The organism is Curtobacterium sp. PhB191, from assembly GCF_004346515.1.
Lineage (GTDB): Bacteria > Actinomycetota > Actinomycetes > Actinomycetales > Microbacteriaceae > Curtobacterium.
Map to the genome: position 1 here is coordinate 56411 of NZ_SMBV01000004.1, position 20611 is coordinate 77021.

The 20611-nt window shown below is 70.2% G+C and carries 18 protein-coding genes; 7 read left to right on the forward strand and 11 right to left on the reverse strand.

The window, feature by feature from the left end:
* Positions 1–109: 109 nt before the first annotated feature.
* Positions 110–2002: an ABC transporter ATP-binding protein gene (locus EDF48_RS07970; RefSeq protein ID WP_243698063.1), complete on the reverse strand. Its 1893-nt coding sequence runs from the start codon at positions 2000–2002 to the stop codon at positions 110–112.
* A gap of 141 nt (positions 2003–2143) precedes the next feature.
* Between EDF48_RS07970 and EDF48_RS07975 the strand changes: the two genes are divergently transcribed.
* Entirely contained in the window at positions 2144–3568 is a 1425-nt protein-coding gene (locus EDF48_RS07975; RefSeq protein WP_123338869.1) for an amino acid permease, read from the forward strand.
* A 186-nt stretch (positions 3569–3754) separates the two neighbouring features.
* Positions 3755–4681, forward strand: a complete 927-nt coding sequence (locus EDF48_RS07980; RefSeq protein WP_131879269.1) for a hypothetical protein — start codon at positions 3755–3757, stop codon at positions 4679–4681.
* A gap of 135 nt (positions 4682–4816) precedes the next feature.
* On the opposite strand, the gene rplL is transcribed toward EDF48_RS07980, so the two are convergent.
* The 4 genes from rplL to EDF48_RS08000 all read right to left on the reverse strand — a co-directional run bounded on the left by rplL (position 4817) and on the right by EDF48_RS08000 (position 8281).
* Positions 4817–5197 (reverse strand): 50S ribosomal protein L7/L12, encoded by a 381-nt coding sequence (gene rplL, locus EDF48_RS07985; RefSeq protein WP_123938632.1) that lies wholly within the window; start codon positions 5195–5197, stop codon positions 4817–4819.
* A 51-nt stretch (positions 5198–5248) separates the two neighbouring features.
* A complete protein-coding gene (gene rplJ / locus EDF48_RS07990; protein ID WP_123292121.1) occupies positions 5249–5764 on the reverse strand; it encodes a 50S ribosomal protein L10 in 516 nt (171 codons plus the stop codon).
* 265 nt (positions 5765–6029) lie between these two features.
* Positions 6030–7544: a HAMP domain-containing sensor histidine kinase gene (locus tag EDF48_RS07995; protein ID WP_131879271.1), complete on the reverse strand. Its 1515-nt coding sequence runs from the start codon at positions 7542–7544 to the stop codon at positions 6030–6032.
* On the reverse strand, positions 7541–8281 hold the full coding sequence (locus EDF48_RS08000; RefSeq protein WP_131879273.1) for a response regulator transcription factor: 741 nt from the start codon (positions 8279–8281) through the stop codon (positions 7541–7543). Before EDF48_RS08000 ends, EDF48_RS07995 begins: the two co-directional genes overlap by 4 nt.
* A gap of 104 nt (positions 8282–8385) precedes the next feature.
* Here EDF48_RS08000 and EDF48_RS08005 point away from each other — a divergent pair, with 104 nt between their 5' ends.
* The 5 genes from EDF48_RS08005 (at position 8386) to EDF48_RS08025 (ending at position 14016) form a co-directional block, all read left to right on the forward strand.
* Positions 8386–9423, forward strand: a complete 1038-nt coding sequence (locus EDF48_RS08005) for an acyl-CoA/acyl-ACP dehydrogenase (RefSeq protein ID WP_131879275.1) — start codon at positions 8386–8388, stop codon at positions 9421–9423.
* Positions 9420–10775 carry a bifunctional PIG-L family deacetylase/class I SAM-dependent methyltransferase gene (locus EDF48_RS08010; RefSeq protein WP_243698064.1) on the forward strand — a complete coding sequence of 452 codons (1356 nt, stop codon included), beginning with the start codon at positions 9420–9422 and terminating at the stop codon, positions 10773–10775. Before EDF48_RS08005 ends, EDF48_RS08010 begins: the two co-directional genes overlap by 4 nt.
* Positions 10772–11482, forward strand: a complete 711-nt coding sequence (locus EDF48_RS08015) for a glycosyltransferase (protein ID WP_243698065.1) — start codon at positions 10772–10774, stop codon at positions 11480–11482. Before EDF48_RS08010 ends, EDF48_RS08015 begins: the two co-directional genes overlap by 4 nt.
* A 129-nt stretch (positions 11483–11611) precedes the next feature.
* Positions 11612–13204, forward strand: coding sequence for an ABC transporter permease (locus tag EDF48_RS08020; protein ID WP_131879281.1), 1593 nt, complete (start codon positions 11612–11614; stop codon positions 13202–13204).
* A gap of 134 nt (positions 13205–13338) precedes the next feature.
* Positions 13339–14016, forward strand: coding sequence for an ABC transporter ATP-binding protein (locus EDF48_RS08025; protein ID WP_111084468.1), 678 nt, complete (start codon positions 13339–13341; stop codon positions 14014–14016).
* Positions 14017–14102: 86 nt separating this feature from the next.
* Here EDF48_RS08025 and EDF48_RS08030 read toward each other — a convergent pair whose 3' ends face one another.
* The 6 genes from EDF48_RS08030 to EDF48_RS08055 form a co-directional block, all read right to left on the reverse strand.
* Positions 14103–15035 (reverse strand): hypothetical protein, encoded by a 933-nt coding sequence (locus EDF48_RS08030; protein WP_131879283.1) that lies wholly within the window; start codon positions 15033–15035, stop codon positions 14103–14105.
* 125 nt (positions 15036–15160) lie between these two features.
* Entirely contained in the window at positions 15161–16000 is an 840-nt protein-coding gene (locus EDF48_RS08035; RefSeq protein WP_111084253.1) for a carbohydrate ABC transporter permease, read from the reverse strand.
* Positions 15993–16988 carry a sugar ABC transporter permease gene (locus tag EDF48_RS08040; protein WP_111084254.1) on the reverse strand — a complete coding sequence of 332 codons (996 nt, stop codon included), beginning with the start codon at positions 16986–16988 and terminating at the stop codon, positions 15993–15995. Before EDF48_RS08040 ends, EDF48_RS08035 begins: the two co-directional genes overlap by 8 nt.
* 225 nt (positions 16989–17213) lie before the next feature.
* Positions 17214–18515, reverse strand: coding sequence for a sugar ABC transporter substrate-binding protein (locus EDF48_RS08045; protein WP_123938625.1), 1302 nt, complete (start codon positions 18513–18515; stop codon positions 17214–17216).
* A gap of 104 nt (positions 18516–18619) precedes the next feature.
* Entirely contained in the window at positions 18620–19765 is a 1146-nt protein-coding gene (locus EDF48_RS08050) for a Gfo/Idh/MocA family oxidoreductase (RefSeq protein ID WP_131879285.1), read from the reverse strand.
* On the reverse strand, positions 19762–20508 hold the full coding sequence (locus EDF48_RS08055) for a sugar phosphate isomerase/epimerase (protein ID WP_111084257.1): 747 nt from the start codon (positions 20506–20508) through the stop codon (positions 19762–19764). The genes EDF48_RS08050 and EDF48_RS08055 overlap by 4 nt, the downstream gene beginning before the upstream one ends.
* Between the last annotated feature and the right edge of the window lie 103 nt (positions 20509–20611).

The following is a 20611-nucleotide window of genomic DNA, read 5'->3' on the forward strand; positions in this document are numbered from 1 at the left end:
TGTCGGACGGGAGGCCCGTGGCGGGGCCGCCACGGGCCTCCCGTCCGGTCTGGGGGCGCGTGTCCGATCGGCGCGCCCGCCCGCAGGTCGGTGGCCGTGATCGGCGGGGTCAGCGGCCGACGGCGTCCGCCGGGGCGTTCTGCTGCCGGTGCAGGAGCGCGTAGGTGCCGTCGAGCGCGAGGAGTTCGTCGTGCGTGCCCTGCTCGACGATCCGCCCGTGGTCGAGCACGAAGATGACGTCGGCGTCCCGGATCGTCGACAGCCGGTGCGCGATCGAGATGGTGGTGCGCCCCGCGGCGGCGGTGTCGAGCGCGGTCTGCACCACGCGCTCCGAGATCGAGTCGAGCGCGCTCGTGGCCTCGTCGAGCACGAGCACGGGAGGGTCCTTCAGGAGCACCCGCGCGATCGCGATCCGCTGCTTCTCGCCGCCGGACAGTCGGTACCCGCGTTCCCCCACGACCGTGTCGTAGCCGTCCGGGAACGAGGCGATCGTGTCGTGGATGTTCGCCGCGCGTGCCGCCCGTTCGACCTCGTCGTCGGTCGCGTCCGGCTTGGCGTAGCGCAGGTTGTCGCCGATCGTCGCGTGGAACAGGTACGTCTCCTGGCTGACGATCCCCACGTGGCGCATGAGGTCCTCGTGCACGAGGTCGCGGACGTCCTGTCCGGCGAACCGCACGGAACCCTCGGTCGCCTCGTACAACCGTGGCACCAGGTACGACACGGTGGTCTTGCCCGCGCCCGATGGACCGACGAAGGCGGCGAACTGCCCGGGTCGGAGGTCGAACGAGACCCCGCGGAGCGTCGGCTTGTCGGCCTCGCCGTCCGGGTACGTGAACGTCACGTCGTCGAACGCGACGTGACCGACCATGGTGTCGTCGACGGGCTTCGCCGTGGGCGAGTCGGTGATCGCGGGCTTCAGGTCGAAGTACTCGAAGATCCGAGCGAACAGCGCTCCGGAGGTCTGCAGGTCGAGCACCACCCGGAGCAGGCCGACCGTCGGGAACAGCAAGCGCGACTGCACCGTCGTGAACGCGACGATGGTGCCGGCGGTGATCGGGACGTCGCCGATGATCAGCCAGGCCGCGACGAGGTAGATGATCGCCGGGATGATCGACAGGAAGATCTGCACGATCGCGAAGAACCACTGCCCGGACATCTGCTGGCGGACCTGCAACTGGATCTGGTTGCGGTTCTCGTCCCCGTAGCGGCGGGTCTCACTGCGCTGCTGGTTGAAGCTCTTGGCCAGCAGGATGCCGGAGACGCTCAGTGCCTCTTGCGTGATCGCCGTCATGTCGGACAGCGACTCCTGCGTCTGCCCGGCGATGCGGGCACGGACCTGCCCGACCCGACGCTGCGCGATGACGAGCAACGGCAGCAGCACGACCGCGACCAGGGTCATCTGCCAGCTCAGCAGCAGCATGGCGACGATGGCGGCGATGACCGTGACGGTGTTGCCGAGCACCGACGAGATCGTGTTGTTCAGCACGCTCGCGACGCCGCCGACGTCGTTCTGCAGGCGGGACTGGATGACCCCGGTCTTCGTGCGGGTGAAGAACGCGAGTTCCATGCGCTGCAGGTGCCCGAACAGGCGCATCCGCATGGCACCCATGACCTTGTTGCCGACCGTCGCCGTCAGGTAGGTCTGCCAGACGCCCACCCCGGCGCTCGCGATCCAGAGGAACACCATCGCCGACACGAGCTCGACCAGCACCGGGACGTCGGGGCTGCCGGAGGGTGGGAACAGGCCCCGGTCGAACGCCTGCTGCGTCAACAGCGGCGGGATCACCGAGATCGCAGCACCGACCAGCACGAGGACGACCGTCAGGACGATCGACCGCCGGTGCGGGACGAACAGCCCGGCGATCCGCTTCACCAGGTGCGGGATCTTCGGCGCTTCGGCGTTGGCGGCCTTCTGCGCACGGAAGTCACCGCTGGAGATCCGGCCGCCGCCGCGCGGACCACCGCCACCGCCGCCCCCGCGCATCCCGCCGCCCATGCTCATGCAGCAACCGTATCCCCGCGGTCGGACATCGGCGCGCGCTCGACGACCGCCGTTCCGCAGTGCAGTCCGACGGCCGTATTTGACCCCGTTCAGGGGGCGTGCGAGCATGTGCCGTCCCCGCCCCCGCACCACCGAGGTCCCATGACGTCCGCGCCGTCCCGTCCCACGTCCCTCCGCCAGCAGCTCGCCCGCCGCAAGCCGATCGAGCAACTGCAGTCCGAGGCGGCCGTCGGCGTCAACGGCGAACCGCTCCGCCGGTCGCTCGGTGTCTGGCACCTGACGATGATCAGCGTCGGCGCGACCCTCGGGACCGGCATCCTCGTGGTGCTCGGCACGGCCGTGCCGCTCGCGGGTCCCGCCGTGTGGATCTCCTTCGTCGTCGCCGGGATCGCGGCCCTGCTCTCGGCACTGTCCTACGCCGAGATGGCCGGAGCCGTCCCGACCTCGGGGTCGAGCTACTCGTACACCTACGCCACGATGGGCGAGGGCATCGCGTGGGTCTGCGGATGGTGCCTCGTCCTCGAGTACGCCGTCTCGGTGGCCGCGGTCGCGGTCGGCGCGAGCGAGTACGTGGACGAGACCCTGCGCGTGTTCGGGTTGCACCTGCCGACGGCACTGTCCGCGCCTCCGGGCGACGGCGGCGTCGTGAACCTGCCGGCGGCCGTCCTGGTCCTGCTCGCCACCGTCGTCCTGATCCCTGGTGCCCGCGAGAGCGCCTGGGTGAACACCGTCATGGTCGTCGTGAAGATCGCACTGCTCGTGTTCTTCGTGGTCGTCGCCTTCACGGCCTTCCAGGCGCAGAACTTCGAGCCGCTGGCGCCGATGGGTGCCGCTGGGGTGACGGCCGCGGCGTCTAGGCTCTTCTTCTCGTACATCGGTTTCGACGCCGCCTCCACCGCCGGCGAAGAGGCGAAGAACCCGCGCCGCGACCTCCCCCGGGCGATCATCGGTTCGATCGCGCTCATCACGGCGCTGTACATCCTCGTCGCCATCGCCGCGATCGGTGCCCGTTCGTGGACGGACTTCTCGTCGTCCGAGGCCTCGCTCGTCCGCATCGTGGTCGACGTCACCGGACAGCCCCTCGTCGCGCTGGTGTTCTCGATCGGCGCGGTGATCGCGATCGCGAGCGTCGTGCTGACCGTGCTCTACGGTCAGACCCGGATCCTGCTCACCATGGCCCGCGACGGCCTGGTCCCGAAGGTCTTCGGTCGGGTCTCCCGGCGCACCGGCACCCCCATCGCGAACACGTTGATCATCGGCATCGCGGTCACGATCGTCGCCGCCCTGGTCCCCCTGGGCGAGCTCGCCGACGCCACCAGCATCGGCACCCTCGTCGCGTTCGCGCTCGTCAACGTGTCGGTCATCGTGCTCCGTCGCTCGCAGCCCGACCTCGAGCGCTCGTACCGCGTCCCGCTGTTCCCCGTCGTGCCGATCCTCGGCGCCCTGAGCTGCGTGCTCCTGGCGGTGTTCCTCGGCGCCACGACGTGGATCGCCTTCGGCATCTGGATGGTCGTCGGCGCCGTGCTCTACCTGGCCTACGGCCGCCGTCACAGCACCTTGCGCTGACCCGCGCCTCCCTCCGGCGACTTCGCGGGCCCAGCGACAGTTCACGCGCCCCACTGCCCGTGAGACGTCGCTGAGCCCGTGAACTCGATGCTGGCTCATTCCTCCACAGGGACGGCGCCGGGGCTCCAGGTCCACAGGTGTCCGACGGGCAGACACGGCACGGACCGCCTCGACGATCATCACGGCATGAACGAGAGCACCCACCGGCCACGCCTGCTCCGGGCGACAGCACTGGATCCGGCGAACGCAAGACTCCTGCAACGCAAGCATGCGTCGGGCACACTCGTCCGCCTGCTCGCTGGCGTGTACATCCCAGCGGACGAATGGGAGGCCCTCAGCCCTGTCGGCCAGCACCTCGCTCGCGCACGGGCGATCGCACCACGGCTCCGAGTCGGGTCGGTGTTCTCGCACGTCACCGCCGCATTGATGCACGGGTGGCCGCTGGTCGGGACCGCTCCAGATCGCGTCCACGTCATCGACCCGGCGGTCCCGTCGATCCAGCACCGAGCAGGTCTCGTCCGGCACCCCTGGCCAGGGCCGCCCCTGAACGACTCGGTCGCCTTCGACGGTGTGCCGGTCACCGCCGCACTCGACACCGCGCTCGCGCTCATCACCTCGAGTGCACCCCACACCGCAGCGGTCGCCGTCGATGCGGCAGTCCGGCAGGGAGCGATCGCTCGCGACGACCTCCGCCGGTCTGTCCCGATCCGTCCAGCGCGCGGATCCGTGCGTGCGGAGACCGTGCTCGCTGCGTTGGACGCTCGACACGAGTCGGTCGGCGAGTCGTTCGCCGCGATCCGGTTCGTCCAGCTCGGACTCCCGCCGTGCGAGCCACAGGCCGAGTTCCGACACCGAGACGGCACCGTCGACCGCGTCGACTTCTGGTTCCCGACGTTGGGCGTGATCGTCGAGTTCGACGGGCGACAGAAGTACGTCGACCCGTCCATGCTGCGGGGGCGCGATCCTGCGGACGTGCTCTGGGCTGAGAAACGACGTGAAGACCGGCTCCGTGCGCTCCCCATCGTCCGCGCCGTCATCCGCGTCACCTGGTGGCACCTGGTCGAGCCCGATCGCCTCCGCGCGCTCTTCCGCTCGCACGGCATCTCTTTCTGAGCAGTGCGACCTCACGCGCTGTGCGACACCTCACGCCACCGGCGACCCGCGAACTGTCGCTGAGCGCGAAAGGTCGCGCACGACGAAGGCCGCCACCCCGAGGGGCAGCGGCCTTCGTGAACCGAACGGTCGAGACTACGCGAGCTCGATCGTGGCGCCAGCGGCCTCGAGGGTCGCCTTCGCCTTCTCGGCGGTCTCCTTGTTCGCACCCTCGAGGATCTTGGCGTCGGCGGTCTCGACGAGCGCCTTGGCCTCACCGAGGCCGAGCGACGTCAGGCCACGGACCTCCTTGATGACCTGGATCTTCTTGTCACCAGCGGACTTGAGGATGACGTCGAACTCGGTCTTCTCCTCAGCGGCCTCGGCCGGGGCAGCGGCGGCCGGAGCGGCAGCAGCGGCCGGGGCAGCAGCGGTGACCTCGAAGACCTCTTCGAACTTCTTCACGAAGTCCGAGAGCTCGATGAGCGTGAGCTCCTTGAAGGCCTCGATGAGCTCGTCCTGCGAAAGCTTCGCCATGATTTTCTCCTACTACTCAGTAATACGTGTGGTTGTGGAACGCGAGCCTGATCAGGCCGCGGACTCCTGCTTCTCGCGAAGGGCGTCCACGGTGCGGACGGCCTGCGAGAGGGGGGCCTGGAACAGGTACGCAGCACCGAACAGCGAGGCCTTGAAGGCGCCGGCGAGCTTGCCGAGCAGAACTTCACGGGACTCGAGGTCGGCGAGCTTGTCCACCTCGGTCGCGGTGAGCGGGTTACCGTCGAAGTAACCGCCCTTCACCACGAGCTCGGGGTTCGCCTTGGCGAATGCACGCAGCGACTTCGCGACGGCGACGGTGTCACCGTGGACGAAGGCGAGAGCGGACGGACCGGCGAGTTCCTCGTCGAACGAGGAGATGCCGGCGTTGTTCGCCGCGATCTTGGTCAGCGTGTTCTTCACCACGGCGTACGTGGCGTGCTCACGGATCGAGTTGCGGAGCTCCTTGAGCTGCGCGACCGTGAGACCGCGGTACTCGGTGAGCAGAACGGCGTTCGAGCTACGGAAGGACTCCGTGAGCTCGGCGACCGCAGCTTCCTTGTTCGCCATGGTTCTCCTTGGGGTTTCTTGCCGGTAGCCCCAGGTCCACGAACGAAAAAAGCTCCGGCGCAGAGGCTCGGAGCTGCTCTCACCAGATGGTGGGAGTGGTTCGGAACACCTGCGCGGGATGCCTCACGAGTGAGGACCTTCGATCACGCTGCGAGCAGCACGACATCCGGCGGTCTTTGGCTTCGAGAACTGTACCAGACGCCGTGGGCGTCACCAAACACGGGACGGGAGGCGCGGTGCGGGCCCGCCCCGCGCCTCCCCAGCGTCAGTGGGTCGCGTCCACCGCAGCGGGCGTCCCCGACCAATCAGCGGACACCGCAGCAGCGGCCGACGCGGCCGACGCGGCCGACTCCGACGCGGCCGACGGGTCCACCGGCAGGTGCACCGTGAACACGGTGTCGCCCGGCACGCTCGCCACCTCGACGCTGCCGCCGTGCGCCTGCACGACCGCGTCCACGATCGCGAGCCCGAGCCCGGTCGACCCCACGGTGCGCGACCGGGAGCTGTCGGCACGGGCGAACCGCTCGAACAGCTTTGGCAGGAACTCCGGGTCGATGCCCTGCCCGGTGTCCCGCACGGTCAGGTCGACACCGGGGCCCGACGGCGACGGCGCGAGGCCCACGGTGATGCGCGTGCCCTCAGGGGTGTGGGTCCTGGCGTTCGTGACGAGGTTCACGATGACCTGGTGCAGGCGCGCGGCGTCCCCCACGACCACGACGGGCGACGACGGCACGTCGATCTCGATGACGTGCTCCGGCGATGCGGCGTGCGCGTCGTTCACGGCGTCGAGCACGAGCCCGGTCAGGTCGACCTCGTCGAACTGGATCTCGCGCCCCTCGTCGAGGCGGGCGAGGAGCAGCAGGTCCTCGACCATCGACGTCATCCGGATCGACTCGGACTCGATGCGGCTCATGGCGTAGACGACGTCCTTCGGCAGGTCACCGCCCATCCGACGGGTGAGCTCGGCGTACCCGCGCACCGAGGCGAGCGGGGTGCGGAGCTCGTGCGAGGCGTCGGCGACGAACTGCCGGACCTTCTGTTCGGACCGTTCCCGGGCCTGCATCGCGCTGCCGATGTGCCCGAGCATCCGGTTGAAGGCGCTGCCGACCCGGCCCACCTCGGTGCGGGGGTCGGTGTCGGGCACGCGGACGCCGTCCAGGGCGTCACTGCGGTCGAGGGGCATCCGGGCCACGGTCGAGGCGGTCTCGGCGACGCGCTCGAGCGGGCGGAGCGAACGCCGGACCACGACGGCGGCGACGATCGACGCGGCGAGCAGCGCGGTGCCGACGACGATGACGACCACCCAGAACAGCGACCAGACGCTGGCGTAGACCGGGGCCATCGGCAGTCCGACGACCAGGACGGCGGGACCGACGGTGACGGCGGTGAGCCGGTAGCGCCCGATGTCCGAGCCGAGGTCGACGGTCTCCGGGTCGCCGCCCACGCGCACCTGGCCGAGGGCCGCGGCACTCGACTGCGTGATGGAGCTCGGTCGCCCGTAGTCGTCGAGGACGTTCGCGATGACGACCTGCCCGTCCACGAAGTAGGCGGTCAGGGTCCCCGCGGCCTGCCCCGACGGACGGGACAGGTCGATGCTCGGCTGCCCGCTCTGGTTCTGCTCGAGGTAGCGCTGCGCACGGTGGGTGGCGCTGGTGATCTGCTTGTCGATCGCACCGGTCTGGATCGAGGAGAGCGCGATGATGCTCACCGCCCCGATCACCGCGCTGACGGCGACGACGAGGGCGACGATGCTCAGGACGAGCCGGCGCCGGAGGGTCACGAGGTGGGCTTGATGACGTACCCGACGCCGCGCACCGTGTGGATCATCGGGGTCTCACCGGCGTCGATCTTCTTGCGCAGGTAGGAGATGTAGATCTCGACGACCGAGGACTTGCCGCCGAAGTCGTACGACCACACGCGGTCCAGGATCTGCGCCTTCGACAGCACGCGACGGGGGTTGCGCATCAGGAAGCGGAGGAGCTCGAACTCGGTGGCGGTCAGCTCGATCGGCCGGCCAGCACGGTGCACCTCGTACGACTCCTCGTCGAGCACCAGGTCGCCGACGACGATGCGGGAGTCGCCGGCCTCGGAGATCGCGATCTGCGAGCGGCGGATGAGGCCCCGGAGTCGCGCCACGACCTCCTCGAGGGAGAACGGCTTGGTGACGTAGTCGTCGCCGCCGGCGGTGAGCCCGGTCACGCGGTCCTCGACCGAGTCCTTCGCGGTGAGGAACAGCACCGGGGTGTCGTCGTTGTTCTGCCGCAGCCGGCTGAGCACCTGCAGGCCGTCGAGGTCCGGCATCATCACGTCGAGCACCATCGCGTCGGGCTTGAACTCCCGCGCCGTCGTCAGGGCGTCCTGCCCGCCGTTCGCGCTCTTCACGTCCCAGCCCTCGTAGCGGAGCGCCATGGACAACAGGTCGGTGAGGCTGGCTTCGTCGTCGACGACCAGGATGCGCAACGGGGTTCCGTCGGCACGCGTGAGGCGCGGGGCTGCTGCAGGCTGGGAGATGGTCACGTCTTCGAGTATCGAGGAATTCCTATGAGCTGTCTGTGGACCGCCCCTCCGCGCTCTGTGGATCGCTCCGAGTGCACTCGGCCGCTCCTTCGTAGGTTGGGGGGATGCTGCGATCCTCCGCTTGGCCACCGTCCGCCAGGCACGTCGACACCGCGGGGATCGAGGAGACGGCCGGGAGGCCCGGCTCGAGCCCGGCAGACCGTCTGACGGCCGCGCGCACGCTCGCCGCCACCACCCCGCTCCTGTCCGCGGGGACCGCCGGCGGCTTCCTCGCCACGCTCGCCGCCGTCGCCGCGGGCGACGTCGCGACCGCCCGCACCGTCGAGCCGCACCTCGACGCGCTCGGCATCCTGCAGCAGGCCGACGTGCCGGTCCCCGCCGACTCGACCTGGGGCGTCTTCGCTGCCGAGGGCCCGGGACTCCGCCTCGAGGCCGCGCTCCAGGACGACGGCACGGCGATCCTGACCGGCACGAAGCCGTGGTGCTCCCTCGCGTCGACGCTGTCGCACGCGCTGGTGACCGCGCACGCCGGCGACGACCGTGTCCTCGTCGCCGTGGACCTGCGGCAGGACAGCGTCACCGCGCACGACGAGGCCTGGGTCGCCCGGGGCATGCCCGACGTGCCGAGCGGCCCGGTGGACTTCGACGGCGCCACGGCACGGCTCGTCGGCGCACCCGGCTGGTACCTGCAGCGACCGGGCTTCGCGTGGGGCGGCATCGGCGTCGCCGCGTGCTGGTGGGGCGGTGCGGTGGGCCTCGGCCGGGTCCTGCGCGCGCTGGCCGCGGCCCACCCGGAGTCCGAACTGCTGCAGGCCGCGCTCGGTGCGACCGTGCTCGACCTCGCGGACGCCGAGGACGCCCTCGCCGACGCCGCCGCCCGGATCGACCGCTCCGAGGAGCCCGACGCCGCGGAGGTCGACTGGCCGCTGCTCGCCCAGACGGTGCGCTCCCGGGTGCGCCGAGCGGTGGACGCCGTGCGCGAGCGGGTCGTCGCCACCGTCGGCCCGGCTCCCCTGACCTCGGATCCCGCGGTCGCGGCACGGGTCGCCGACCTCGAGCTCTACGTGCTGCAGGACCACGGGGCCCGCGACCTCGCCCGGATCGGCCGCATCGTGACGGAGCGCGGCGGTGTCGCGTGGTGAGCTTCGACCACCGCGAGCCGGGCACCGACCCCGCGGTGTGGACACCGTTCCTCGACACGCGGTCGGCCACGCCCCTCGACCTGGACGGCATCGGCTCCGTGGTGGTCCTCGCGCCGCACCCCGACGACGAGACCCTCGGTGCCGGCGGGCTCATCGCGACCGCAGCCGATGCGGGACTCCCCACCCACGTCGTGCTCCTCACCCGCGGCGAGCGCTCGCACCCGGACTCCCCCACCACGACGGCGCCGGAGCTGGCGGCCGTGCGCGACGACGAGTTCGTCCGGGCCCTCGCCACGCTGCACCCCGGGGCGACGGCGTCGTCGGTCGGGATCCCTGACGGCGGGACGCGGGAGCACCGGGACGAGGTCACCGACGCCCTGCGGCGAGCGCTCGACGACGCCGCGCGGCCGACGCTCGTGGTGGCGCCGTGGCGCGGGGACGGTCACCGGGACCACCGCATCGCTGGTGAGGTCGCCGAAGCGGTGACCGCCGATGCCACCGGGGTGTCGCTGCTGACGTACCCGATCTGGGCGTGGCACTGGGACGAACCGTCCGCGTCCGCACAGCCGTGGGACCGAGCCCGGGTCCTGCCGTTGGCCGACGCCGTTCGGGGGCGGAAGCGCGCCGCCCTCGACGCCTACGCCTCGCAGATCCGCCCGCTGTCCGGAGCCGCCGGGGACGAGGCGATCATCGACGACCGGCACGCCGCGCACCACCTGCGGTCGGCCGAGTGGTTCTTCGCGCCCGAGCCGACGGCGTCGCGCTCGCGGGAGTCGTTCGACGCGCACTACGAGCGGAAGCCGGAGGGCTGGGACTTCGAGCGCTCCTGGTACGAACACCGCAAGCGGGCGGTGACGCTCGCCGCGCTCCCCCGCGAGCGGTACCGGTCCGCGCTCGAGCTCGGCTGCGCCACGGGCGTCCTCACTGCAGCGCTCGCCGAACGGGCCGACGCCGTGCTCGGCACCGACATCTCGGCAGCGCCGCTGGACCGGGCTGCCGTCCGTGCGCCGGGGGCCCGGTTCGTGCGGGCCTCGCTGCCCGCCGAGTGGCCGACGGGTCGGTGGGACCTCGTCGTGATGTCCGAGGTGGGCTACTACCTGTCCCCCGCAGACCTCGACGAGACGATCGACCGGGTGCTGGCGTCGCTCGACGACGACGGCGTGCTGGTCGCCTGCCACTGGCGCCACCCCGACGACGAGGCGGTGTCGAGCGGTGACGCGGTGGACGCCCGGCTCGCGGAACGGTGGCCACGACCGGCGCTCGTCCGCCACGTCGAACCGGACTTCGTGCTGAGCGTCCTGCCCGGCCCCGGCGTCGTGTCGGTCGCACGGGCCGAGGGGCTCGTCCGGTGACCGCGCCCTCCGGCGTCACGCGGATCGACGTCGTGCTGCCCGCCCACGACGAGGAGGACCGCATCGCCGCCTGCCTCGACGCCCTGCTCGCCGCCCGCGCCCGACTCGGCGGGGAGCACCCCGACGTGGCGGTCTCGGTGACGGTCGTGCTCGACGGCTGCACCGACGACACGGCGACGGTCGTCGAGCGCTTCCCCGTCGACGTCGTCGCGACCGCCCACGTCGGCGTCGGTCGGGCGCGGACCATCGGGGCCACGCACGCGCTCCGGCAGCACCCCGCCGACCCGGCGTCCCGCTGGCTCGCCCACACCGACGCGGACTCGCGGGTGCCGGAGGGCTGGCTGGTCCAGCAGGCCGACGCCCTCCGCTCCGGGGCGCACGTGCTCGTCGGCGCCGTCGTCCCCGACCCGGACGACCTGGACCCGGTCGTACTCGCCCGGTGGACGCAGGCGCACCCGCCCGGCGCCGCGCTCGGGCACGTGCACGGCGCGAACCTCGGCGTGCTGGCATCGGCGTACCTGGCGCTCGGCGGGTTCGACCCCGTCCCTGAGCACGAGGACGTCCGGCTCGTCGAGCGGGCGCACGCGATGGGGTTCCGCGTCGACGCGACGGTCGACCTGCCCGTGGTGACGAGCGGTCGGTTCGCCGGCCGGACGCCCGGCGGCTACGCGGAGCACCTGCGCCGGGAGTACGGCGACGCGAGCTGAGGGCCCCTTAGACAGCTCATAGGCTGCCGATGGGGCGGCCACTGACCGGCTGCCTACGTTCTCCTCCGTCGGCCCCGCCGTGCGCTCTGCGCGGCCGGTGACCCCAGCCGGCCACCACCGAGGAGAACCATGTTCCTGACGTACCTCAGGCGCGAACTCACGAACCGCAAGAAGCAGACCGTCATCATCGCGATCGGCATGGCGTTGGCCATCGCCCTCGTGGTCATCGTGTCCTCGATCGCCGGCGGCGTGAAGGCGGCCCAGTCCAGCGTCCTGCAGTCCGTGTACGGCGTCGGCACCGACATCACCGTCACGAAGACGACGACCCCGAGCGCGTCGGGCTCCGGTCGGCCGAGCTTCGACTTCGGCAGCCAGAGCGGTGACGACAGCGACAGCAGCGGTTCGACCGACCTGTCGCAGTCACGGCTCGCCGTCGCCCGCGGCACGAGCACGCTCAGCGCAGCGAACCTCACGACCGTGACGGGCACCGACGGCGTCAAGGCGGCGACCGGCGTCCTGACCCTCGAGAACAGCACGTTCTCGGGGCAGGTCCAGCAGTCGACCGACGGCAGCAGCACGGACAGCAGCAGCTCCGACAGCAGCAGCTCCGACAGCAGCAGCACGGACAGCAGCAGCACGGACAGCTCCACCCAGCAGGGCCCGCCGAGCGGCGACTCCGGCCAGGGCGGCGGCGGCTTCGGCGGCGGCTCGTTCAACGTCGACTCGTTCACCGTGACGGGCATCCCGGTCTCCGGAGACGCCGTCGGACCACTGACCAGCACCGAGCTCACCAAGGGCCGCACCTTCACCGCGAAGGACGCCGGCGAGGACGTCGTCGTGCTGGACGCGTCCTACGCCAAGAGCGAGTCGAAGGCGGTCGGCGACACCGTCGACATCGGCGGCACCGACTTCGAGGTCATCGGCATCGTCACCTCGACGGGCTCGTCGTCGACCACGGGCTCGAACACCTACATCCCACTCGACACCGCGCAGGCGCTGGCGGACCTCGACGGCAAGGTCACCTCGATCTACGTGTCCGCCGAGTCGTCGTCGGACGTCAGCGCGATCAAGACCGCCCTGCAGCAGAAGCTCACCACCGCCACGGTCTCCACCGAGTCCGACCTGGCGTCGAGCGTCTCCGGTTCGCTGAGCACCGCGTCGAGCCTCGTCTCGAACCTCGGCACCTGGCTGTCGATCGTGGTGCTGGCGGCGGCGTTCCTCATCGCGATCCTCTTCACGATCTCCGGCGTCACGAGGCGCACCCGCGAGTTCGGCACCCTCAAGGCCATCGGCTGGTCGAACGGCCGCATCACCCGGCAGGTCGCCGGCGAGTCCCTCGTGCAGGGCCTCATCGGCGGTGTCCTCGGCGCAGCAGCCGGCCTGATCGGCATCCTCGTGGTGAACATCATCAGCCCGACCATCTCGGCGAGCGCCTCGAGCACGACCGGTGGCGGCGGCGCAGGTGGCGGCGGTGGCATGCCCGGTGGCGCGGCGACCGCGGCCGCGGGCAGCGGCACGACGGGCGGCGCCCCGGCCGGCGGCTTCGGCGGCGGCGCGAGCACCGCGTCGACGACCGACGTGGTGCTGCACGCCCCGGTGACCGTCGAGGTCATCCTGCTGGCGATCGGCCTCGCGATCCTCGGTGGCCTCATCGCCGGCGCACTCGGCGGCTGGCGCGCGAGCAAGCTCCGTCCGGCCGAGGCACTGCGGAGCGTGGCCTGATGCCCGGCCCCGCCACCGGCGCGGTGCCGACCGCCGGACCCGCACCGACCCCGACCACGCGACCAGAAGGAGTGACCGTGACCAGCACCGACACCGCACCCGGCCAGGCAGAGGCGAGCCGCGCCTCCAGTCCGATGTACCGGCTGACCAACGTCAGCAAGACGTACAAGCAGAAGAACCGCACCGTCACCGCCCTGACGAACGTGGACCTGACGATCCCGCAGGGACAGCTCGTGGCGATCCAGGGGCCGACCGGCGGCGGAAAGTCGACGCTGCTGCAGATGCTCGGGGCGCTCGACCGGCCGACGGCCGGCTCGATCCACCTCGGCGGCGACCGCGACGTGGCGAAGCTCGGCGACCGTGCGCTGACCGACCTGCGGGCGACGGAGATCGGCTTCGTGTTCCAGAGCTTCAACCTCATCCCGACGCTGACGGCGCTCGAGAACGTCGAGACGGCGTTCGCGGGGTCGCTCGCGAACCGGGCACGTTCGGAGATCCGCGAGCGGGCCACGGCGGCGCTCCGCGAGGTCGGGCTCGGCGAGCGGATGGAGCACCTGCCGGCCGAGCTCTCCGGCGGGCAGCAGCAGCGCGTGGCGATCGCCCGTGCCCTGGTGAAGAACCCGAGCGTCCTGCTGGCGGACGAGCCGACCGGCGCGCTCGACGAGGGCACCCGCGACGAGATCATGGGGCTCATCGAGAAGCAGTGGAAGGAACGCGGGCTGACGGTCGTCATCGTCACGCACGACTCGTGGGTGGCGAAGCGGGCCGAGCGTCGCCTGCACCTCAAGCAGGGGCAGGTGCGCGAGGTCTGAGGGGCTCCGCCGACGTTTCGCGCTGAGCGACAGTCCACGGGCCACCGGGCGCGTGGACTGTCGCTCAGCGCGTGGACTCGCGGCGGCTACGGCGCCACGGGGTAGTCGCAGTAGACGAACCAGCGGGAGTCCGGGGACCACGGCGGGACGTTGACCGTGCCCTGGCCGCCGTCGAGCACGACGAGGGTCTCCGGCACCGGCATCATCCGGGCGCCGCGGACGAGCACCCCGGGCAGCCGCCGCAGTTCCACGCGGTGGTCGGCCGGGTGGCCCTGCACGCCCGGCTCGTAGGACAGGTAGAGCAGGTGCTCCCCGTCCGGCGAGACGTGCGGGAACCAGTTCACCCGGTCGTCGTTCGTGATCCGGACCGGGTCGGTCGCCCCCGGCCAGAGCGCGACGAGCTGCGCGGTGCCCGGCGTGAACCGCTCCGAGTTCCACACGAGCATCTCGCCCGCGAACGAGACACCGTCGTCGGGGTGCTCGTCGCGGGTCAGGAACGTCGGGTCGCCGGTGGCGGGGTCGACGAGTGCGACGTCGGTGGTCCAGACGCCCGCCTCGGTGCGTTCCCCGACGATCGCCGCGAGGGTCTCCCCGTCCGGAGCGATGCCGTGCAGGTAGAACTTCCGGACGACCGGCAGCGCGGTGGTGACGTCGGTGAGGGTCGCGGCCGCTCCCCCGGCCGGCACGGGCACCCGGTACAGGTCCCCGTCGCGGCCGCTCACCACGACCGACTTGCCCGAGGGGTCGAGCACGTGGTCGTTGTTGATCTCGGGGACGCCGGGCATCGGCACCGGGACGAGCGCGGTCTCGTCGAGGACCTGTGCGCCGTCGGCGAGCGGCAGCAGCCACAGGTCGCCGTTCCCGTTCAGCACCAGGGTGCCGTCGTCGAGCACGTTCGGCGCCTCGACGAGCACCGTCCTCGACTCGAACACCAGCCGCGATGTCCGCGACTCGAGGTCGTACACGTGCACCCGGCTGCTCTGTCCTGGCAGCAGCTGCCGCCCGCGCGCTCCACTCATGCGCCCCATCCTGCCGTGTCGTGTTCCAGTGGCACGGACCGGTACGCGAAAGCGACAGATTCCCGGCGATGTTCGCCGGGAATCTGTCGCTTTCGCGAAGCTGGAGCTGGGGTCGAGCCAGCTGCCTACTTCACCGCACCGGCGGTCAAGCCGGCCACGAACTGGCGCTGCACGATGAGGAACGCGATCACCACGGGGATGGACACGACCAGGGACGCGGCCATGATCTGGTTCCAGTACACGTTCGTCTGCGTGGAGTACTGCTGCAGACCGACCGCCAGGGTCTGCCCGTCGCCGTTGGTCATGACCGAGGCGAACAGCACCTCGCCCCAGGCCGTCATGAACGAGTAGATGCCGACCGCCACCAGACCCGGACGGGCCGAGGGCAGGATGACCCGGAACAGGGCACCCATCGGGCCGGAACCGTCGACCATCGCGGCCTCGTCGAGCTCCCGCGGGATGGTCTCGAAGTAGCCGGCGAGCATCCAGATCGAGAACGGGAGCGTGAACGTCAGGTACGTGATGATCAGGCCGGTCCAGCTGCCGACGAGCTGGATGCCGAGCGAGTTCCCGAGGTTCGTGAAGATGAGGAACAGCGGGAGCAGGAACAGCACGCCGGGGAACATCTGGGTGGAGAGCACCGCGGTGGTGAAGGTGCTCTTGCCCTTGAAGTTCCAGCGCGAGACACCGTAGGCGGCGAACGTCGCGATGATCAGCGAGAACACCGTGGCGACCGTGCAGACCACGAGCGAGTTCACGAAGTACTTGCCGAGCGGCACCGTCGACCACATGTCGATGAACGGCTGGATGGTGATGTTGGTCGGGATCCACGTGAAGTCGTTCTGCACGTCACCGAGCGGCTTGATGGCCGTGGTGATCATCACGTAGAGGGGCACGACCGTGAACAGGGTCAGGATGACCAGGGTCACGACCTTGAAGGACTTGGCGCCGAATGTCTCACGCACGGACGGACCTCCGGTTGGTCACGGCGAGGTAGATGCCGGTGACGATGAGCAGGAAGATGAGGAGCAGGACGCTCATCGCGGCACCGGAGCCGAAGTTCCAGGTGATGAAGGACGCGTTGTAGATGTGGAAGCTCAGCAGGTCCGCGGCCGGGGGCTGCGCGGTCGAGCCGAACAGCACGAACGGCGTGTTGAAGTCGTTGAAGGTCCAGAGGAACATCACGAGCACGAGCGTCACGTTGACCGGGCGGACCATCGGCAGCGTGATCGAGCGCCACTGCCGGAACGGCTTCGCACCGTCGACCGAGGCGGCCTCGTACACGTCGTTCGGCACGGACTGCAGGCCGGCCATCAGCATCAGGAACGCGAAGGGCCAGGTCTTCCAGATCGCCACGACGACGACGGAGACGAAGGCGTTCGAGCCGATCAGCCAGAACGGGCCGGTGCCGTTGAACAGGTGCAACTGGTCGACCAGGACGTGGTTCACGGCGCCGGAGTCACGCTGGAACATGAACTTCCAGGTGATGATGCCGGCGTACATCGGCAGCGCGTACGGCACCAGGAACAGGGTGCGGAACAGCCCGCGGCCCCTGAACGGCTTCTGCAGTGCGACCGCGGCGGCCATGCCGAAGGTCCAGGAGAGGCCGACGACGAGCACCGTGAAGCCGCAGGTGATCAGGAAGGAGTGCAGGACGCCCTTGCCGATCGCCTGGTCGAAGTCGACGACGACCGAGTAGTTGTGCAGTCCCGCGAAGGGTGCAGCGCCCCAGTTGGCGATGAAGTACTTGGTGAGCTGGATGAACGAGATCCAGATGCCGGTGAGCATCGGGACGATGTGGATGAGCAGCTCGAACAGGATGGCCGGCGCGACGAGCGCGTAGGGCAGCCAGTTGGTCTTGCGCTTGCGACCTGGCGGACGGCCCGACAGCGTCGAGCCCTTCGTGTGCGTCAGGTCGATGCGCTCCGCATCGGGCAGGACCGTCGTGGACATGGGCGGGGGCCTTTCGGCAGGAGGGGGTTCGGGTGCTTCGCACTCCGGTCCGTGGCAGCGGACGGGAGGCACGGCGTGCGTGAGACGGGACGCTCACTGCCGGCGGATGGCCGGCTCTGGGGCTGTGGGGCCGGTGACGACCTGCCCCGGCGCGTCCGGCTGTGGACGCGAGGGGTGGAGGCCCGGGGGCGTCCTTGCGGACGCGCCCCGGGCCTCCTGGCTGGATCAGCCGTTCGCCTGGGACACCTGGTCCTGGGCGGTCTGCAGCGCGGTCTTGATGTCGCTGTCGGACACGGAGCCGCCGGTGGCGATCTTGGCGAACATGTCGTTCATCGCCTTGCCGACGGTGGACTCGAACTGGTCCTCGGCGGGGACAAGCGGGAGGGGCTTGGCCTTGTTGTTGTAGATGTCGAGGAACGTCTTCGTCTGCTCGTCGGTGACCGAGTCAGCTGCGGCGGCGAGCACCGGGAGGGCCGAGTACGGCTTGTCGAGCGTGGTCTGCGTGTCCGCGCTCGTCATGTACTTGACGAACTTGAGCGCGCCGTCCTTGTTCTTCGTGTTCTTGAAGATCGACAGGTTGATGCCGGCCGGGAACGACGCGATGTCCGCGCCGTCAGCGGTGGTCGGGAACGGCACGACGCCGAACTCGTCCGTCTTCATGCCCTGCGAGGTGATCGTCGCGTTCGCGTTGTTCTGCGTCAACATCATCGCGGCCTTGCCGTTCGCGAAGTCCGAGACGGCCTGCGTGCCGTTGTCGTACTGCGCGTTCGAGGTGTTGACGACCTTGTCGGACTGCATCAGGTCGAGGTAGCGCTTGATGCCGTCGACGTTCGCCTTGTCGGTGAAGGTCGGCTTGCCGTCCTTGTCGAACCACTCGCCACCGTTCTGCGCCGAGGTGATGAACGCGAAGTGCGAGTTCTCGGTGTACGAACCACCGGCGATGGTGAAGCCGTACTTGCCGCCGGTCGTGAGCTTCTTGGCGTCCGCCGTGAGGTCTTCCCACGTGGTCGGTGCCTCGAGGCCGGCGTCCTTGAACATGGACTTGTTGTAGTACAGGCCGTACGCGAGGCCGTAGAGCGGGACGCTCGTGACGGTCTTGCCGGGGGCGCCACCGGTGGAGAGCGCGACCTTGCCGAACTTGTCGGCACCGCCGATCGCCTTCATCTCGGAGTCGCCGTACTCCTGGAACGCACCGGTCGCCTGGAGCGAAGTGGCCCAGGTGTTGCCGATGTTGACGACGTCCGGGCCCTGGCCCGAGGTGACGGCGGTCTGGATCTTCGTCTGCAGGTCGTTCCAGCCGATGACCTGGAGGTCGACCTTGATCCCGGTCTCCTTCGTGAACTTCTTGAGGACGGGGGTCAGCACCTCCTTGTCGTTCTGGAGCGACGTGCCCTGGTTGGACGCCCAGTAGGTGAGCGTCTTGGAGTCGCCGGAGGAACCGGACGATCCGGAGGAGCAGGCTGCGAGGCCGGTCACGGTGAGTGCGGCGGCCGCGGTGATGGCCAGTGCGCGGATGGCAGTGCGCATGACTCTCTACTTTCTCGTCGTTGAGATGGTGCAGGGATGGTGCAGGGGTGGTGCGGGATGGATCTTCGGGTGCTGCTGTGGTGTGCGGGGCGGATCCGGGCCGGTCAGGCCAGGGTCTGCTCCGCGGGGTCCCAACCCTCTGGGAGGGTCTGGGAGGGCGACACGGTGCTCTCGACGAGCACCGCCTCGCCACGTTCTGCCGCCTCGGCGATGGAGACCATCACGTCGAGGACGTGGAAGGCGAGGGCACCGGGGACCCGGTTCTCGTCGCCTGCGCGGAGCGAGCGGGCGAGGTCGACCACGCCGGTGCCGCGCGAGTAGGTGGAGCCGACCGCGGGGATCGTCTCGGGCTCCTCGGCACCGAGCGCGTACAGCTCGGTGTCGCCGTCGAAGTTGTTCGGGTCCGGGAACACGACGGTGCCGGTCTCGCCCGCGATCTCGACGACGCCCGTGCGACCGCGGTCCGACTCGAACGAGAAGACGCTCTGCGCGCTCCCGCCGTCCTCGAACTCGATCAGTGCGGAGTGGTTCGTCGGGACGTCGACGGGGAACTCGGTGCCCGCCTTCGGGCCAGAGCCGATCGTGCGCGTGGCGCGGGACCTCGACGCCGTCGCCGTGACCTTCTTCACCGGACCGAACGTCTGCACCAGGGTGGTGATGTAGTACGGGCCGATGTCGAACAGGGGGCCCGCACCGTACGCGAAGAGGAACTCGGGGCTCGGGTGCCAGGACTCCGGGCCGGGGCTCTGGAAGAGCGTCAGGCCGTTGAGCGGCTTGCCGATGCGGCCGTCGCGGATGGTGCGGAGCGCGGTCTGCAGGCCGGCACCGAGGAAGGTGTCGGGTGCGACGCTGACGGTCTTGCCCGCGGCGCGTGCGGCGTCACGGAGTTCGGTCGCGCTCTCGCGGTCGAGGGCGTAGGGCTTCTCGCCCCACACGTGCTTGCCGGCGGCGAGGACCTGCAGGGCGACCTCGACGTGGGCGGCCGGGATCGTGAGGTTGACGACGATCTCGATGTCGTCGTCGGCCAGGAGCTCCTCGACCGTGCCCGACCCGGCGACGCCCCACTTCTCGGCCTGGGCGGCTGCGCGCGGCAGGTCGATGTCGGCGATGAAGCGGACCTCGACGTCGGGGAAGACGGTGAGGTTCGACAGGTACTGGTCGGAGATGACCCCGGCGCCGATGACGCCGACGCCGACGCGGCCGGTCCGGGTGCTGCTGTCGAGGGCGGTGGACGCCGTGGTGTCGGTCATGCGCGGGCCCCCTCGAGGAACGTGTAGGAGTCGGCGACCGCCTGGAAGACGTCGCCCTCGTGGCCGTCGAGCTCGACGACGTGGAGTGCGTCGGGTGCGGCGGCGAGGATCTCGCGGATCGGCATGATGCCGTTGCCGACGGCGACCTGCTTGTCGTCGTCGTGCGAGCCGTCGCCGTCCTTGACGTGCAGGAACTCGATCTTGTCGCCGTACTTGCCGATGATCGCCACCGGGTCGTCACCGCCGACCTTGACCCAGTAGGTGTCGAGCTCGAGCACGACGTCGTCGGACAGCGCGTCGGCGAAGACCTCGTAGGCGCTGACGCCGTCGATGCGGTTCGAGAACTCGAACGCGTGGTTGTGGTAGCCGAGGACCAGGCCGTGGTCGGCCGCGCGGGGTGCGAGGGCGCTCAGTTCGCGGGCGATGGCCTCGACGTCCTCGCGGGTGGTCCAGCGGGCCTCGTCGATGTGCGGGTCGATCAGGGTGCCGAGTCCGACGGTGACGCTCGCGTGGAAGATCCGCTCGAGGTCCTGCTCGCCGGCGTCCAGCAGTCGTGCGTGTCCGCTCGGGGCGGCGAGGCCGGCGTCGCGGAGCGCGGCGGCGAGTTCGTCGGCGTTGTCGACGAAGCCGAAGGCCTCGACGTTCGTGTAGCCGATGTCGGCGATGCGCTGGAGCGTGCCGGGCAGGTCGGCCGAGAGGGCGTCGCGGACGGTGTAGAGCTGAACCGAGATCGGTTGGGTCACCAGGGGTTCTCCTCGTCGAGATGGTGCGGTCGTCACTGACCGAGCGTCACACTATGACCACTTCTGTCGGCGGTCAAGCAGAAGTTCGTGGAAGGTCGACGAA

Coding starts and splice junctions, on each gene's coding strand:
- EDF48_RS08020 (WP_131879281.1), top strand. CDS start 11,612: ATGTTCCTGACGTACCTCAGGCGCGAACTCACGAACCGCAAGAAGCAG.
- EDF48_RS08045 (WP_123938625.1), bottom strand. CDS start 18,515: ATGCGCACTGCCATCCGCGCACTGGCCATCACCGCGGCCGCCGCACTC.
- EDF48_RS08030 (WP_131879283.1), bottom strand. CDS start 15,035: ATGAGTGGAGCGCGCGGGCGGCAGCTGCTGCCAGGACAGAGCAGCCGG.
- rplJ (WP_123292121.1), bottom strand. CDS start 5,764: ATGGCGAACAAGGAAGCTGCGGTCGCCGAGCTCACGGAGTCCTTCCGT.
- EDF48_RS08005 (WP_131879275.1), top strand. CDS start 8,386: ATGCTGCGATCCTCCGCTTGGCCACCGTCCGCCAGGCACGTCGACACC.
- rplL (WP_123938632.1), bottom strand. CDS start 5,197: ATGGCGAAGCTTTCGCAGGACGAGCTCATCGAGGCCTTCAAGGAGCTC.
- EDF48_RS07980 (WP_131879269.1), top strand. CDS start 3,755: ATGAACGAGAGCACCCACCGGCCACGCCTGCTCCGGGCGACAGCACTG.
- EDF48_RS08040 (WP_111084254.1), bottom strand. CDS start 16,988: ATGTCCACGACGGTCCTGCCCGATGCGGAGCGCATCGACCTGACGCAC.
- EDF48_RS08025 (WP_111084468.1), top strand. CDS start 13,339: ATGTACCGGCTGACCAACGTCAGCAAGACGTACAAGCAGAAGAACCGC.
- EDF48_RS07970 (WP_243698063.1), bottom strand. CDS start 2,002: ATGAGCATGGGCGGCGGGATGCGCGGGGGCGGCGGTGGCGGTGGTCCG.
- EDF48_RS08050 (WP_131879285.1), bottom strand. CDS start 19,765: ATGACCGACACCACGGCGTCCACCGCCCTCGACAGCAGCACCCGGACC.
- EDF48_RS07975 (WP_123338869.1), top strand. CDS start 2,144: ATGACGTCCGCGCCGTCCCGTCCCACGTCCCTCCGCCAGCAGCTCGCC.